At 68.3% G+C, this 15,718-nt stretch carries 15 protein-coding genes; 10 read left to right on the top strand and 5 right to left on the bottom strand.

Features of this window, described 5'->3' with window-relative positions; genetic code table 11:
* Positions 1-4 precede the first annotated feature (4 nt).
* Complete coding sequence (locus tag ABZX92_RS13760; RefSeq protein WP_355557963.1) at positions 5-916, top strand: ribonuclease Z; 912 nt, start codon at positions 5-7, stop codon at positions 914-916.
* Here the strand turns inward: ABZX92_RS13760 and ABZX92_RS13755 are convergent.
* On the bottom strand, positions 861-1,718 hold the full coding sequence (locus tag ABZX92_RS13755) for an NAD-dependent epimerase/dehydratase family protein (protein ID WP_355557960.1): 858 nt from the start codon (positions 1,716-1,718) through the stop codon (positions 861-863). The genes ABZX92_RS13760 and ABZX92_RS13755 overlap by 56 nt on opposite strands.
* A 66-nt stretch (positions 1,719-1,784) precedes the next feature.
* Here ABZX92_RS13755 and ABZX92_RS13750 point away from each other — a divergent pair, with 66 nt between their 5' ends.
* The gene (locus ABZX92_RS13750; protein ID WP_355557957.1) at positions 1,785-1,997 is read left to right on the top strand and encodes a hypothetical protein; all 213 of its coding nucleotides are present in this window, start codon (positions 1,785-1,787) and stop codon (positions 1,995-1,997) included.
* Positions 1,998-2,116: 119 nt separating this feature from the next.
* Here ABZX92_RS13750 and ABZX92_RS13745 read toward each other — a convergent pair whose 3' ends face one another.
* Entirely contained in the window at positions 2,117-2,335 is a 219-nt protein-coding gene (locus ABZX92_RS13745) for a hypothetical protein (protein ID WP_231114420.1), read from the bottom strand.
* 18 nt (positions 2,336-2,353) lie between these two features.
* Here ABZX92_RS13745 and ABZX92_RS13740 point away from each other — a divergent pair, with 18 nt between their 5' ends.
* A complete protein-coding gene (locus tag ABZX92_RS13740) occupies positions 2,354-3,610 on the top strand; it encodes a hypothetical protein (RefSeq protein WP_355557954.1) in 1,257 nt (418 codons plus the stop codon).
* A 3-nt stretch (positions 3,611-3,613) separates the two neighbouring features.
* On the opposite strand, the gene ABZX92_RS13735 is transcribed toward ABZX92_RS13740, so the two are convergent.
* Positions 3,614-4,339: a hypothetical protein gene (locus tag ABZX92_RS13735; protein WP_355557952.1), complete on the bottom strand. Its 726-nt coding sequence runs from the start codon at positions 4,337-4,339 to the stop codon at positions 3,614-3,616.
* A gap of 266 nt (positions 4,340-4,605) precedes the next feature.
* Positions 4,606-5,640 (bottom strand): septum site-determining protein Ssd, encoded by a 1,035-nt coding sequence (gene ssd, locus ABZX92_RS13730; RefSeq protein WP_355557949.1) that lies wholly within the window; start codon positions 5,638-5,640, stop codon positions 4,606-4,608.
* 448 nt (positions 5,641-6,088) lie between these two features.
* On the opposite strand from ssd, the gene ABZX92_RS13725 reads away from it, so the two are divergent.
* The 4 genes from ABZX92_RS13725 (at position 6,089) to ABZX92_RS13710 (ending at position 11,905) form a co-directional block, all read left to right on the top strand.
* Positions 6,089-6,883 carry an HAD-IB family hydrolase gene (locus ABZX92_RS13725; protein WP_355557947.1) on the top strand — a complete coding sequence of 265 codons (795 nt, stop codon included), beginning with the start codon at positions 6,089-6,091 and terminating at the stop codon, positions 6,881-6,883.
* A 630-nt stretch (positions 6,884-7,513) separates the two neighbouring features.
* Positions 7,514-9,172, top strand: coding sequence for a glycoside hydrolase family 3 N-terminal domain-containing protein (locus ABZX92_RS13720; protein WP_355558100.1), 1,659 nt, complete (start codon positions 7,514-7,516; stop codon positions 9,170-9,172).
* The gene (locus ABZX92_RS13715; protein WP_355557944.1) at positions 9,169-10,374 is read left to right on the top strand and encodes a DUF1343 domain-containing protein; all 1,206 of its coding nucleotides are present in this window, start codon (positions 9,169-9,171) and stop codon (positions 10,372-10,374) included. The genes ABZX92_RS13720 and ABZX92_RS13715 overlap by 4 nt, the downstream gene beginning before the upstream one ends.
* Before the next feature lie 7 nt (positions 10,375-10,381).
* The gene (locus ABZX92_RS13710) at positions 10,382-11,905 is read left to right on the top strand and encodes a serine hydrolase domain-containing protein (RefSeq protein WP_355557941.1); all 1,524 of its coding nucleotides are present in this window, start codon (positions 10,382-10,384) and stop codon (positions 11,903-11,905) included.
* Here the strand turns inward: ABZX92_RS13710 and ABZX92_RS13705 are convergent.
* Positions 11,888-13,225: a PLP-dependent aminotransferase family protein gene (locus ABZX92_RS13705; RefSeq protein WP_355557938.1), complete on the bottom strand. Its 1,338-nt coding sequence runs from the start codon at positions 13,223-13,225 to the stop codon at positions 11,888-11,890. The genes ABZX92_RS13710 and ABZX92_RS13705 overlap by 18 nt on opposite strands.
* Before the next feature lie 49 nt (positions 13,226-13,274).
* Between ABZX92_RS13705 and ABZX92_RS13700 the strand changes: the two genes are divergently transcribed.
* From ABZX92_RS13700 to ABZX92_RS13690, 3 genes are all read left to right on the top strand, one after another.
* Positions 13,275-13,724: a carboxymuconolactone decarboxylase family protein gene (locus ABZX92_RS13700; protein WP_355557935.1), complete on the top strand. Its 450-nt coding sequence runs from the start codon at positions 13,275-13,277 to the stop codon at positions 13,722-13,724.
* Between the two features lie 66 nt (positions 13,725-13,790).
* Positions 13,791-14,711, top strand: a complete 921-nt coding sequence (locus tag ABZX92_RS13695) for a MurR/RpiR family transcriptional regulator (protein WP_355557932.1) — start codon at positions 13,791-13,793, stop codon at positions 14,709-14,711.
* Positions 14,708-15,619: an N-acetylmuramic acid 6-phosphate etherase gene (locus ABZX92_RS13690; protein ID WP_355557930.1), complete on the top strand. Its 912-nt coding sequence runs from the start codon at positions 14,708-14,710 to the stop codon at positions 15,617-15,619. The genes ABZX92_RS13695 and ABZX92_RS13690 overlap by 4 nt, the downstream gene beginning before the upstream one ends.
* Positions 15,620-15,718: the final 99 nt, after the last annotated feature.

Below are 15,718 nucleotides of genomic sequence, written 5' to 3'. Positions count from 1 at the left end.
GGGGGTGACAGTCCGGGAACTGATCGTCCTGGGAACAGCCAGCCAGGTTCCCACGCGCCAGCGCAACCACAACGGCTATCTGCTGAGGTGGGACGGCGAGGGCTTCCTGTTCGACCCGGGCGACGGCTCCCAGCGGCAGCTGCTGCGATCAGGCGCCGCTGCGAGCGACATCACCCGGATCTGCATCACGCACTTCCACGGCGACCACTGCCTCGGCGTCCCCGGCATCGTCCAGCGCCTGAGCCTCGACCGGGTCCCGCACACGGTCCACGCCCACTTCCCGAGCAGCGGCTCCCACTTCTTCGAGCGCCTGCGCTACGCCAGCGCCTTCTACGACGCCGCGGACATCAAGGAAGAGCCGATCACCGGGAACGGCCGGCTGGCGCAGGGCAAGTTCGGCACGCTCGAGGCCTACGAGCTCGACCACGGTATCGACAGCTTCGGCTACCGGCTGATCGAACCCGACGGCCACCGCATGCTCCCGGAGAAGCTGAAGGAGCACGGCATCCAGGGCCCGCAGGTCCGCGTGCTGCAAGAAAAGGGCGAGCTCGACGGCGTCAGGCTCGAAGACGTCAGCGAACCCCGCAAGGGCCAGAAGTTCGCGTTCGTCATGGACACCCGCCTGTGCGACAACGTCTACGAGCTCGCCGACCAGGCGGACATGCTGGTGATCGAGTCGACCTACCTCGCCCGCGACACCAAGCTCGCCGGCGACCACGGCCACCTCACCGCCCAGCAGGCCGCCCGCGTCGCCCAGGACTGCAAGGTCCGCAAGCTGGTCCTGACCCACTTCTCCCAGCGCTACGAGGACCCGGCCGAGTTCCACGCGGAAGCCGCGCAGGAGTTCGGCGGCGAGATCGTCATCGCGAAGGACCTGGACCGGGTTCCGGTGCCGAAGCGCTCCACTGGTCCTTGACGATGTCGGCCAACGCGGAGTGCGAGGGCTGCCAGCCCAGCGCCCGCAACCGCGACACGTCCGCCCGCTGCGACGGCACCTCGCCGGGGTGCGCGGGCTTCCAGGTCACGTTCACCGGCCGTCCCGAAACACCGGCGACAGTCTCCAGAACGTCCCGGATGGACGCTGGTGTGGCGCCGACGTTGTACACCGCGGACTCACCCACCGTGCACGCCTCCAGCGCCACGACGAATGCGGCGGCAACGTCCCGCACGTGCACGAAATCGCGCACAGCCGACCCGTCGCCGTAGACGTCCATCCCGTCGACCGTCCCAGCCGCGGCGGCGACGGCACGGGTGATCACCCGAGTGGTGTCGGTGTCACCACCTCCAGCGACGTTGAACAAACGCAGCGTGGTCGCTCCGATGCGCCCGGACCGCGCCGCCCACGCCACCAGGTCCTCCGCGGCGGCCTTCGACGCCGCGTACGGCGAAGAGGGTTCCCGGACTGACGACTCGGTCAGAGGGGAGTCCGAGGGCCGGTACACCCCGGCAGTCGACGCGAGCAGGAATCGTTGCCCCTCCAGCGCCTTCAGCAGGTTCAGCGTCCCGCCGACGTTCACCGCGTAGTACAAAAGTGGATCTTCGAACGACTCCCGCACGCGCGCGGCACCGGCCAGGTGGATGACGGCGTCGGCGTCGATTGACCCGAACGGTTCCGAGAGCCGTTGACGGGACAAAACAGGTTCATGCCCGTGAACCCGCAGCTCACGCACCACGGCACGGCCGACATACCCAGTGGCGCCGGTCACCAGAACTCGCACAAGTTGACCCTAAAGGTCGACGCGCACTCGGCCGATAACACACGAGTGAGTTACCCCCATCGCGCTGTGCACACGAGCATCGCCGGACTTCTGCACGACGTAGCCGTGCACGAGTTCAAGCGGCAGGAGTTCCTGCGCAACGTGGCCGAGATCGTGGGAGCCGCACCCGCGCCTCAGCCCGTGACCGCCGAGCTCACCCAGCCGCTGCCGGCGATCAACCCCAGGCGCAGCTTCCTCAACCGCGTTGACCAGGTCCTTCGGGACGCGGCTCGCGCCTAGGGCGCACCTAGATCAAAGACTGATCCACTTGCCGTGAGGCCCGCCTGTGCGGGCCCGCCGCAACATTCATCCGGCCGTTGCCGGACCGTGCTTCGACACACATACCGGGTGGCTCTACGCTACGCGTCACCCGGCGATCGCCGGTCGCATCCTTCTGCTTCTCTCAAAGCGGGTTCTCGGCGATGGATCATGTCTTCGCGGCGCTCAACGAGCGCTTGGGCGGATTGTTCGGTGACCGGCTGGTCGTGCTGGCCGGCGGCACTCGTTTGGCGAAACGCGCGCATGAGCTTCATGCGCTCGGTGCTCGCCATACGCTCGTGCTGGATACCGACGATCATGCCCCGCTGCATGACTCGGTGATCGCCAGGTGGGTCTCGCTGGGCATCAAGGGCGGCTTCGTCGCCGTCGAACAGCGCCGCCTCGGCAAGCTGCTCACGAAGCCGTCGGCAGAGGTCCGCGCGATCCTCAAGGACTTCGACCCCGAGGCCGAAGCCGTCGTGATCAGCACGCCGTACAACGAGATCGGCACCTTCCAGGGCCGTCCCGTGCTCAACGCGCGCGAGCACAAGTGGGCCGAACTGGAGAACAAGACCACCATCGACGCGCTGTGGGACGAGCTGTCCGCCCGCCGCGCGCCCGCGATGGTGTTCGACCTCGACTTCGAACGCCTCTGGGGCGCCTCGGAGATCCTCGACCGCGGCGCCGGCGTCGTCTGGTCCGGTGACGGCCCCGCGATCAACGGCGGTGCCAACTTCGTTCGCCGCGTGCGGACGTACGAAGAGGCCAAGGACGCCTTCGAGGTGCTCGCTCCCAAGTGCGAGCAGGTGCGCGTGATGCCGTTCCTGGAAGGCATTCCGGTGAGCGTGCACGGCATCGTGTTCCCCGACGGCACCGCGGTGCTGCGTCCGATCGAGATGGTCGTGCCGCGCCGCCAGGGCCAGGCCAAGTTCCTCTACGCGGGCTGCGCGTCGTACTACGACCCGCCCGTGTGGATCCGCGACGAGATGCGCAACCTGGCCCGCCGCGTCGGCGAGCACCTGCGCGAGACCGTCGGCTACCGCGGCACGTTCACGCTGGACGGCATCGCGACCGAGGACGGCTTCCTGCCGACCGAGATCAACACCCGCTACGGCGGCGCGATGGTCTGCTTCGAGGACGCCGTCCCGTCACTGCCCCTCGCCCTCGTCCAGGTCGCCCTGGTCGCGGGCTGGGACCTCGGCATCTCCTCCATGCAGTTCGAGGAGACGGTGCTGCAGGCGGCGGACAACCTCCGCTCGGGTGCGGTGGGCGCCAACGTGCGTGCCGTGCAGCCGACCGAGGTCGACGAGCGCCGGGTGATCTTCACCGGCTGGGCGTGCCGGCTGGCGCACCCGGACGAGCCCGCGCACGCGACGCTGCGGCTCAGCCCGTCGCCGATCGGTGGCCGCCTCGATCTCGACCTGCACCGCGAGAACATGCCCGTCGGTGCGCCCGTGGCGGCGTTGACCGTGGCGGCGTTCGCGCTGGCCGACCAGGAGTGGGGGACGGGCCTCGGTGCCCTGGAGCCCGCGATCGCCGTCGAGGACGAGGCTCAGGTCGAGCAGGAGTTCATCGAAGAGGCAGTGACCGCTTAGGACTCACCAGGCGCCCTCATCGCCGTACGCGGAGATGAGGGCGAACCGGTAGCCCATCAACGCCGCGGCGACCTCACGTGGCTGGTGCGCGGGCCGCACCAGCCCTTCGCCGAGCACCTTCGGCCGGGGCAGGTCCACCCCGAGTAACTCGGGCGACCGCTTCATCAGCGCCACGGCGATCTCGGCCGCGTCGGCGAGCATTTCCTCGTTGGGCAGCTCGGCCATGTCCTGCATCAGTCCCATGACGAACGCGGGCAGCTTCTCCGGCACCGCGCAGGCGAGCGCCACGAGGCACGCCACCCGTTCGGACGCCAGCGCTTCGAAGATCTTCGGCGCACCTTGAGCGACCGCGTGCCGGGTCTGCGTCAGCCAATCGGGTGCCGTGCGGGGGAGTTCGCGGCCGAGCGCGTTCCAGCGGCGGTGCGTGCGGCGACCGTCCTCGGTGAAGCCCTTGCCCGCCAACGCCATCGCGGCCAGCAGGAAGATCGCCCGGTCGCGCACGTCGCCGGCGACCTTGTACGACGCTCCCACCTCGACGAGGTACGGCACGGCGCAGAACGAGGCCTCGGAGACCGTGTCGTCGGTCAACAGGCGCTCTGCCAACGAGCTGAGCGCGTCGAGCCGCACGTCGGCGCTGGGGTCCATGAGCGAGCGGAGCAGGCGCGGCACCCGACCGGCGCCACCACGGCCGTCGTAGACCTCGACCCAGGTGATCCTGTCTCGTGGCACCAGGCCAGGAAGCGGCTCATTCCGGCGGTTCCTCCTTGAACACGAAGCGAGGCGGGATGGGGCGGCCGTAGACGAAGAGGTTGCGCACCATCCGCCAGCAGATGCCGAACAGAAGGCGGATCACGGCTGCGGGTCCGTTGGCGGGGAGGCGGTTTCGGGGTGGCTGCAGCTTGGGCAGGCGCGAGTAGAGCGGCGCTGTTGTGGTGCGGCTGGCGAGGACTTGGGGTCGGTGCGGATCACGGTGCGGCGCAGGGGGTTGGGCGGCGTCATGGGCGCAGCTGCTTCAGCACCAGGCGGGCTGCGGTTGCCAAGGGGCCCTTGGGATTGCGGGGGAAGCTGCCGCGCTCCAGCGACTCGGCCAGGCCTGGTTCCGGACGCATCTGGGTGAGCAGGGGGACGCCGATGACGTCGGCCATCTCGGCCGCTTGGAGGTTGCCAGGGGACGGGCCGCGGACCACCAGGCGGATGTTGCGGCCCTGGGTGAGCAGGCGGGTGGCCACTCGGCTGGCGGCTGCGGTTGCGCGGACCTCGGCCGGTACGACCAGGACTGTGAGGTCGGTGCGGTCGAGGGCGGCTGAGGCGGCGGCGGTGGGGTGGCGTGGGAGGTCGCAGACGACGGTGCAGCCCGAGCGGCGGCCCGCGTCGAGGACGGCGGCCACGGCGGCGGGTTCTGGGTCTGGACCCGTTCGGTCGCAGGCCAGGACGCTCAGGCTGCCCGTGACGGGGAGCGCTGCTCGCAGGGCCGACATCGGGACTCGGCCGCCGCTGCAGTGGACGCCCGGCCAGCGGGCGCCCTCGTCGGACTCGGTGCCCAGGGCCAGGTCTATGCCGCCGCCCAGCGGGTCGCAGTCGACGAGCATCGCCTCGCCGCCCGCGGCCACCGCTTCGCGGCCGGCGGCGATGGCCAGGATCGAGGCGCCGGAACCGCCTCGGCCGCCGACGAACGACACCACTCGGCCGCGGTCGGACGGCGGGCCCTCGTCGACGTCGGTGAGAGCGCTCACCAGCAGGCGGCCGTCGAGAGGTAGCTCCAGGACGCCGTCTGCGCCCAGAGCCACCGCCGGAGCCCAGGGCGGATCGCCTCCGTGGACCACCAGCACGCCGGAGCGGCGCGGGAAGTTCGCGTCCAGGCAGGCGGAGACGGCTGACGGATCGAGCAGGACCAGAGGCGCGCTGTGCCATTGCGAGCGCAGCGAGGTGACGTCGGGGGCGCAGGAGACCGAGCAGTCCGCGGCGGCGGCCATGCGGAGGACCTCGTCGAGGAGGTCCTGGTCCGTGAGCAGGGCGATGGGGTGGGTCATGGGGTCCACGCTGCTGGGTCGTGATGAACGACACAACGGGCGAAGATCCAGATGTGGACAAATCGCGGGCTGTGGACAAGTCGCGATCTTGAAGCCCTGCAACGGCAGGAAGTGTCGGACCTGTGTGCGAACCTGAAGGGTTGGGCACGAAAACCCGGACGAAGAAGAGCAGAGGTCCAGTCGCACCGACCGAGAATCGGGGCCCGGATATGGGACGACCCCCGCCAGGGGGGAGGGACGGGGGTCGTCAATGGTTCAGTCCCGGGGGGTCGGACTGAACCCGTCCGTCGAACCGGACTCTCCTACTGTATCCCCATGCGCCAGTGCCGCGCGCAACTTCGGCAACAGCTGCGCGCCAAGTTTCGGTAACCGTGTCGCACAACGGTTTCGTACACGAACGAAATGCCGCCCGAACGGCCTACTGACGAGTACACCTAAGCTGAGCTACATGAGTCGGATCGCCGCCTTCTTCGACCTCGACAAGACCGTGATCGCGAAGTCGAGCACGCTGGCGTTCAGCCGTCCCTTCTTCCAGGAGGGGCTGATCAACCGCCGCGCGGTGCTGAAGAGCGCATACGCCCAGTTCGTGTTCATGCTCGCCGGTGCGGATGCGGACCAGATGGACCGCATGCGCGCGCACATCACCGCATTGGCCGCCGGCTGGGACGTCGAGCAGATCCGCAGCATCGTCAACGAGACGCTGCACGACATCGTCGATCCACTTGTCTACAAAGAAGCGACACAGTTGATCGCCGATCACAAGGCCGAGGGACACGACGTCGTCATCGTGAGTGCGTCCGGAGAAGAACTGGTCGCCCCCATTGCCCAGATGATCGGTGCGGACTACAGCGTCGGAACCAAGATGGTGGTCCACGACGGCCGCTACACCGGCGATGTCGACTTCTACTGCGCGGCCGACAACAAGGCCGTCGCCATCAAGCAGCTCGCCGCCGAGCACGGTTACGACCTCGCCCAGAGCTATGCATATTCGGACAGCGTCACGGATCTGCCGATGCTCGAGGTCGTCGGCCACCCGACGGTCATCAACCCGGACCGGGGCCTGCGCCGCACCGCCGCGCAGAACGGCTGGCCGGTGCTGCAGTTCTCCGACCCGGTGAGCCTGCGCTCCCGCATCCCCACCCCGTCGGGCAAGGCCGTCGCGGTCACGGCCATCAGCCTCGGCGCGGTCGCCGCCGCCGGAGCCGCCTGGTACGGCCTGCGACGCAAGCGCAACCGCGACTGAAGTCAAGCCCGAACAACCAAGACGAAGCGATAGAGACCGGTACTGGCGAGTAGCGGCAACGCCGTGCACACGTGGTGTCCGCGTGAGTGCACGACCACGCCCTGTCAGCGGTACCCGAACATGTACAAAACCTCACAAACGCTGAAACCGCAGTACTTTCACTACTGAACGTGGCTTGAACGGTGCACCCGTCCGAGCCCTTGCTGTGACCGGGCGCACGCACTTAAATGGGTGGTGCGGAACTCGGGTCGGCCAGGGACCTGGCGAAGAGAAGCCAGACTCCACCCCGGCAGGGCTCCGTGCGCGGACTTCGAGTACCCACGCGCAGCACGCCGCGGGAGGCTTGTCGTCTAGGGCCTGCGTACCGGGACGCCGGACGCCGAGGCCAGGGTTGTACGACTAGAGTTGCACGCTTGGTAACTCGCAAGCCCGCGCTGAAGACGGGGCACCCTTTCGAGGGTGCCCCGTCTGCTTGTTCGGTCAAAAATTGCCACCGAACGGCAGAATGTGCGCCCGTTGACCCACCACGCAGCCGTGAGTAACTTGCGAAATACGCCAGTTACCTGTGGGAACATCACCGGGAGGCACGGACAAGTGCGGAAGTTCGCCGCGTTGACGCTGGTCACAGCCATGGTCGCCCTCACGCCGGTGGCGAGAGCGGACGCCAGCGTGACCACTCTGCGCGGGATGTCGCTGGAACAGAAGGTCGGCCAGCTCTTCGTCACGTACGTCAACGGCCAGGCCGCCGACGTCCCGCACCCCAAGAACCAGACCGACTTCGGAGTGGCGACGGCCGCGGAGATGGTGCGCAAGTACCAGCCCGGCGGCGTCATCTACTTCAACAACTCGAGCCGCGACAACATCGACACCCCGAAGCAGATCGCGCAGCTCTCCAACGGCCTGCAGAAGGCCAGCCGCATCCCGTTGCTCATCTCGACCGACCAGGAGATGGGTCTCGTCACGCGGATCGGCCCGCCGGCCACCCAGCTGCCGGGCAACATGGCCCTCGGCGCGGGGAGAAACACCGCGGACGCCGAAGAAGCCGCCCGCATCACCGCCCAAGAGCTCCGCGCGATGGGCATCAACCAGAACTTCGCCCCGGACGCCGACGTCAACTCCAACCCGGCCAACCCGATCATCGGCGTGCGCAGCTTCTCGAGCGACCCGAAGCTCGCGGCCGACATGCTGAAGGCCCAGGTCACCGGCTACGAGGGCCACCGCTGGTTCGACTCGGACTCGGTGACGTCCACGGCCAAGCACTTCCCCGGCCACGGCGACACCTCCGAGGACAGCCACACCAGCCTGCCGGTCTCGAACCGCACCCTCGACCAGTGGCGCCAGATCGACGCGCCGCCGTTCAAAGCCGCCATCGACGCCAAGATCGACTCGATCATGACCGCGCACATCCAGGTGCCGCAGATCGACCCGTCCGGCGAACCGGCCACGCTCTCCAAGAAGGTCATCACCGGCCTGCTGCGCGAAGAGCTGAAGTACGACGGCGTGGTCATCACCGACTCGCTGGAGATGGCCGGCGTCCGCAAGCTGCACCCCAACGACGCGGAGATCCCGGTCCTCGCCATCAAGGCGGGCGTCGACCAGCTGCTGATGCCGCCGAACCTCGGCCTCGCGATCGACAGCGTCGTCAAGGCCGTCCGCAGCGGCGAGATCCCCGAGCAGCGCATCGACGAGAGCGTGCTGCGCATCCTCAAGATGAAGCTCCTGCGCGGGGTCATGCTCAACAACGAGGTCGACGTCGACAAGGTCGACCAGATCGTCGGCTCCAACACCCAAGCCGCGCAGAAAATCGCCGACCGCACCATCACCGCCGTCCGCAACGACGCGCAGGCCATCCCGCTCAACGCCGCCGCTCCCCTGGTCGTCGGCACCAGCGACGCCACCACGTCGGCTCTCGCGACGAGGATCAAGGGCACCAAGGTCGTCACCGCGACCAGCCCCACACCCGCCCAGATCCAGCAGGCACTCGCCGCAGCGGCCAACGCGGACAAGATCGTCGTGCTGACCAACAACCTCAGCACCCGGCCCGCCCAGCTCGACCTGCTCAACCAGCTGGTCGCCACGGGCAAACCGGTCATCGCGGCCGCCACCGGCAACCCGTACGACGTCGCCTACAGCAACGCCAAGACGTGGCTCGCCACCTACTCGACCACGACCGTCTCCATGGAGGCACTGGCCAGGATCCTGCTCGGCGAGGCCAAGCCGCAGGGCAAGCTCCCGGTCGACGTGCCAGGCCCGAACCCCTACCCGTTCGGACACGGAGTGACCTGGTGAGAAGGCGGAGCTTCCTCGCGGCAAGCGCCCTGTCCGTCCCCCTCGTCAGCACCACCACCGCCAACGCGACCCCGAGGCTCTCCACCGGAGCCGAGCAACTCGCCGCAGACCGCTGGCGCAAGCTCAAGGGCCGCAAGGTCGGCGTGCTCACGAACCCGACGGGCATCCTGAGGGACCAGACCCACATCGTCGACTCGATGGTCGCCCACGACGCCAAACCGACAGCCGTCTTCGGTCCGGAACACGGCTTCCGCGGCACGGCACAAGCCGGCGGCTCCGAGGGCGACTACGCCGACCCGCGCACCGGCATCCCGGTGTACGACGCGTACGGCGCCAACGCCACGAAACTCCAAGCGATGTTCACGAAAGCGGGCATCGACACTGTCGTCTTCGACATCGCGGACGTCGGCGCGCGCTTCTACACCTACATCTGGTCGATGTACACGGCGATGCAAGCCGCCCCGGACCTCGACTTCATCGTCCTGGACCGCCCGAATCCCATCGGCGGCAACGCGAACGGCCCGCAGCTCGACCCCGCGTACGCCACCGGAGTCGGCCTGAAACCGATCGTCCAGCAACACGGCATGACCGTCGGCGAACTGGCCCGCTTCTTCAAGGGTGAGTTCGACCTGACCACGAAACTCGAAGTGGTCAACATCCGGAACTGGCGCAGGAACCAGCTCGACACCGGCCTCCCGTGGGTCCCGCCGAGCCCGAACATGCCCACCCAGGACACCGCGCTCGTCTACCCCGGCACGTGCCTGTTCGAAGGCACCGTGCTCTCGGAAGGCCGCGGCACCACCCGCCCGTTCGAAACCGTTGGCGCACCAGGAATCGACTGGCGGTGGGCCGAACAACTCAACGCGCTCGACCTCAACGGCGTGCGGTTCCGCGAGACCTACTTCGCGCCGACGTTCAACAAGTTCCAGGGCAAGACCTGCGGCGGTGTCACCCTGCACGTCACCAACGCAGCGGAGTTCGACGCCATCTCCTCGGCCGTCGCCATGCTGATCACCGCGAAATCCTTGTACCCCAGCGTGTTCGCGTGGCGCCCGGACAACTGGATCGACAAGCTCAGCGGCTCCGACCGGCTGCGCAGGATGATCGACGCCCAAGCGCCTCTGGACGAGATCGTCGGTGCGTGGCACCAGGAGCTCCAGCAGTTCCGCCGCACCCGCCTGCCCTACCTGCGCTACCGGTGAGGACGCCATGCTCATCCCTGCACTGGCCGTCGCGGTCGTGACGGCATTGATCCCCGGCCACTTCGACCAGCCACAGGACGGCTTCGCGCACCCCTGGACCACCCTGCGCGAGTCCAACCCGTACTGGGCCAACCTCGACCCGGAGCCGATCAACGCGGCCCTGCGCCAGCTCCGCGACTTCCAGAAACCCCAGGCCAACGGCAAACCGCTGTTCGCCGGAGCGGTCACGATGCTCGTGCACGACGGCAAGATCGTCACGCACGACCGCACGGGCTACGCGGTGCTCTACAAGGACCAGCAAACCCAGCTGCCAGAAGAAGAACGCGTCCCGATGCAGAAGGACACGATCTTCGACTTCGCCTCGATCTCCAAGCTCTTCACCTCGATCGCGGTGATCCAGCAGGTGGAACAAGGCCGCGTCAAGATCGACGAGCGCGTCGCCACCTACCTGCCCGAGTTCGGCGTCAACGGCAAAGAGAACATCACCGTCAAACAGCTCCTCACCCACACGAGCGGCCTCGAACCGTTCATCCCGCTGTGGAAGCTGTACCCGGACATCCCGAGCCGCATCAAAGCCGTGATGGACGTGAAGCCGAAGTCCACGCCCGGCACCACCTACGTCTACTCCGACCTGAACCTGATCACGCTCGGCGAGCTGGTCCACAAGGTCAGCGGGAAGCGTCTCGACGAAGCAGTGCGAGACGGCATCACCAAGCCGCTCAACATGAAGGACACCGGCTACAACCCGAAGGCCAGGGACCGCACGGCCGCCACCGAGTTCCAGACCGCACCACCACGCGGCATGGTCCGCGGCGAGGTGCACGACGAGAACTCGTGGTCCCTCGGCGGAGTCGCCGGCCACGCGGGCGTCTTCGGCACCGCCAAGGACCTCGCGATCCTCGGCCAGACGATCCTCAACGGCGGCACCTACAACGGCCGTCGCATCCTCACCGAGCACAGCGTCGAGCTGATGCTGACGAACTTCAACCAGCAGTTCCCGGACAACGACCACGGCCTCGGCTTCGAGCTCAACCAGCGCTGGTACATGGGCGCGCTGAGCAGTCCTGGCACTGCGGGCCACACCGGCTACACCGGCACGTCGTTCGTGATCGACAAGGCCTCCCGGTCGATCGCGATCCTGCTGACCAACCGCGTGCACCCGTCCCGCGACTGGGGCAGCATCAATCCCGCCCGCCGGGCCGTCGCCGACGGCCTCGCCAACGCACTCGCGGTCCAGTCACACGGAAAGCAATGGCGCGCAACGACGAACGGCGGCACGCTCACCGCAGAACGCCCGGTCGAGGTCTTCGTGGACGTCGACAAGGGCGACAAACTGACCGTCCAGCACTGGAACGGCACGGACTGGCAGGACGCGACGACCATCACGACGACCGAACGCCGTTGGCTGCCAACGGAACCCGTCAAATCCAGGTTCGTCTACACCAAGGCCGGTCAGTACAACGGCCGTGGCGTCTACGTCCACGCTCGCGGCGAGGTCACCGCGGAAGGCTGGTCAGCAGCACGCCGCTAGGACCTCGGTGAACAGCGGAAGAGCCCGTGGAAACGCGGGCGGCCCGAAGCTGATCACGACCCCGGTGCGGTCGTCGTCGCTCAACTCGTGCCGGAACCACGAGAGAGGGCTGACCTCGATCCCACGCTCAAGCGCCGCACGCACGATGGCCTCTTCGTGTGGGGTGTCCAGCACCGCGTGCATCCCTGCCGCGATGCCGGACACCTCCACGTACGGCGACACAGCCTCCACGAGCCGGTCGCGCCGCCGTTGGTACTTCAACCGCATCCGCCGCACGTGGCTGTCGTACCCGCCCGACTCCAGGAAGTCGGCCAACGTCAGCTGATCCAGCATGGAGATGTACTGCTCGCGGTCGGTCTTCAACGCCAGCACGCGGTCGACGTACCGGTCCGGCAGCACCATCCACGCGATCCGCAACGCCGGCGACAACGCCTTGCTCGACGTGCCCAGATAGGCGACGTGCTCCGGGTCCAGCCCCTGCACCGCCCCGACCGGCTGCCGGTCATAGCGGAACTCCCCGTCGTAGTCGTCCTCCAGCACAAGACCGTCAACGCGCCGTGCCCACTCCACCGCCGCCGCACGTCGCCGTGGGTGCAGAGGCCCTCCCAACGGGAACTGGTGCGCTGGCGTCAACACGACAGCACGCCGATCATCGGGCAGCTGTTCGGTGTTCGCACCGTGCTCGTCCACCGGCAGCGGCTGCGTCGCCGTCCACAACGCCTGGTGGAACCGCAGCCCGTACTCCTCGACCACGACCGGCGGCTTCAAGATCCGGTTGAACATCCGGATGGCATCGGCGAATCCCGAGCACACCACGATCCGCTCGGGATCGGCCCGCACACCCCGTGCCCGCGCCAGGTACTCGGCCAGCGCGGTCCGCAGTTCGATCCGGCCCTGCGGGTCCCCTGGCCCGAACGCCTCCGCCGGCGCCGCCATCAACGCCCGCCGCGTCGACCGGACCCACTCGGTGCGCGGGAACTCGGTGACGTCCGGCGCGCTCTCGGTGAGATCGAACTGCACTGCCGAGTCGATGATCCGCCGCATCTTCGGAGGCGGCGGCGCGACCCGTTGCGCCACCACGGTTCCCGAACCCTGCCGCGCGGTCAGCCACCCTTCCGCGACGAGCTCCGCGTACGCCTCGGCCACGGTGTTCCGCGCGATCCCCAGGTCAGCGGCCAGAGATCGCGAGGCGGGCAGCCGAGTGCCGGGAGGCAGGCGTGCCGAACGGACCGCCTCCCGCAGCGACGCCGTCAACCGGTGCCGCAGGCCACCCGGACCGGACAGGTCGAGGTGGAAGTCAAGATTGGCCCACGATTCCACGACTGAATTGCACCACGCTCAGGGCCAATGTGCGCCATAAGTTTGCTGTATGACGAACCGCATCGACCTCGCCAAGAAGGCCCCGAAGGTCTACCGCGCCATGATCGCTCTGGATGCCGTCGCCGGCGAGGGCATCGACCCCCACCTGGCCGAGCTGGTCAGGATCCGGGCCTCCCAGCTGAACCACTGCGCCTACTGCCTGAACATGCACACGGTCGACGCGCGCAAAGGTGGCGAGTCCGAAGCCCGCATCTACCTCCTCAGCGCGTGGGAGGAGGCCGGCGACGTCTACACCGAGAAGGAGCAGGCCGCGCTGCGCCTCACCGAGGCCGTCACCGTCCTGAGCAGCCACGAGTTCGTCAGCGACGAGGTTTACGAGCGCGCTGCGAAGCACTTCGACGACGAGGAGCTGGCCCAGCTGATCTCGCTCATCTTCACCATCAACTCGTGGAACCGGATCGCCGTGTCGACCCGCACCAAGCCCGACGTGCGGCCCTAACGCCGAGAGGGTGACTTTCGGGCACACTCCGTTGACCCTCGCAGTGGCGGTTAGTAAGTTTCCCACGTGTCCACTGAGAGCAGTGCCGAGTCCAGTCCACTGGTGAAGATCCGGTCGTTGCTGCCGGGTCTCGCGCGCGCCGAGCAGCGCGTCGCGAAGGTGGTCCTGGAGAACCCGGGAACTGTCGCGCACCGCAGCATCACCGAGGTCGCCGAGCAGGCAGGCACGAGTGAGACCACGGTGACGCGGTTCTGCAAGGCCATCGGCGTCGGCGGGTACCCGGAGCTGCGCATCGCGCTCGCCGCCGACACGGCTCGCAGCCAGGCCAGGGCCAACCACGACATGGGTGGCGACATCGGGCCGGGCGACGACCTCAAGCAGGTCGTCGGCAAGGTCGCGTTCGCCGACGCCCGCGCCGTCGAGGAGACCGCGGAGCAGCTCGACATCGAGTCGCTCGACAAGGTCGTCCAGGCGGTCGCGGGCGCTCGTCGCGTTGATGTCTACGGCTTCGGCGCCAGCGCTTTCGTCGCGTTCGACCTGCAGCAGAAGCTGCACCGCATCGGCCTGACCTGCTTCGCGTGGAACGACACGCACATCGCGCTGACCTCCGCCGCCGTGCTCACCGGCGCGGACGTCGCCGTCGGCATCTCGCACACCGGCTCGACCGTGGAGACCGTCGAGGCCCTGCGCGTCGCCCGCGAGACCGGCGCCACGACCGTCGCTCTCACGAACTTCCCGCGCAGCCCGATCACCGAGGTCGCCGACCACGTGCTGACCACGGCCGCGCGCGAGACCACGTTCCGCTCCGGCGCGATGGCCAGCCGCATCGCGCAGCTCACCGTGATCGACTGCCTGTTCATCGGCGTCGCCCAGCACCACGTCGACTCGGCGAAGACGGCGCTGGAGGCGACCTACGAAGCGGTGTCCGGCCACCGGCTCGGTGCGAGACCAGACGGCCGCCGACGGCCGCGGGAGACGACTAAATGATCTCCCCCCGGAACGGTGTGGTGGTGCGCGTGGAATCTCCGACGGAGCAACGGAACCCCCGCACGACCGACATCGACCGGGTCCCCACGATCGACGTGCTGCGGATGATCAACGACGAGGACCGCACGGTTCCGTCCGCCGTCGCCGCGGCACTGCCGGAGCTCGCTCGCGCGGTCGACCTCGGCGTCACCGCGATCATGTCCGGCGGCCGCGTGCACTACGTCGGCGCGGGCACGTCCGGGCGGCTCGCGACACTGGACGCCGCCGAGCTGGTGCCCACGTTCAACATTCCGGCCGACTGGTTCGTCGCCCACCACGCGGGCGGCTCCGAGGCCCTCGTCCGTGCGGTCGAGGAGGTCGAGGACAGCTCCGGCGCGGCTCAGATCCGTCGGCACGCCACGCAGAAAGACCTGGTCGTGGGCGTAACGGCGTCCGGGCGCACGCCGTTCGTGATCGGTGCGCTGCAAGAGGCGCAAGCGCTTGGCGCGCACACCGTGCTGGTGTCGAACAACGCCTCGGTGCCGATCACTCCGGACGTGCTCGTGGCGCTGGACACCGGCCCGGAGGCCATCGCCGGATCGACGCGGATGAAGGCGGGGTCGGCCCAGAAACTGGTCCTGACCTCGTTCTCCACCGCGGTGATGATCAAGCTCGGCCGCACCTACTCGAACCTGATGGTCAGCATGCGGGCGACGAACGCGAAGCTGCGCGGGCGGACGATCCGGATCCTGCACGAGGCCACCGGTCTGCCCGAGAACGACTGCGCGCAGGCGTTGGCGGACGCGGACGGCGACCTCAAGGTGGCGCTGGTGCACCTGCTCTCGGGCGAACCGACCGAACGTGCGGCCGCCGCCCTGGAGGACACCAAGGGCCACGTCCGCAACGCCCTGGACCGGCTAGCGGGGTAACCCTTTCGTGTTTGTGAGGTTCACGCGGGGGCCCCGCGTCCTCCCGCGGATGCCTTGGCGCGCAAAGTGGTGGTGCTCGACGGCGGCATGTCGACGGCG

It is taken from the genome of Lentzea sp. NPDC006480 (assembly GCF_040611995.1).
Taxonomy (GTDB): Bacteria; Actinomycetota; Actinomycetes; order Mycobacteriales; family Pseudonocardiaceae; genus Lentzea.
The sequence above is the reverse complement of the archived record's forward strand: the minus strand, read 5'-3'. Positions and strand labels throughout refer to the sequence as shown.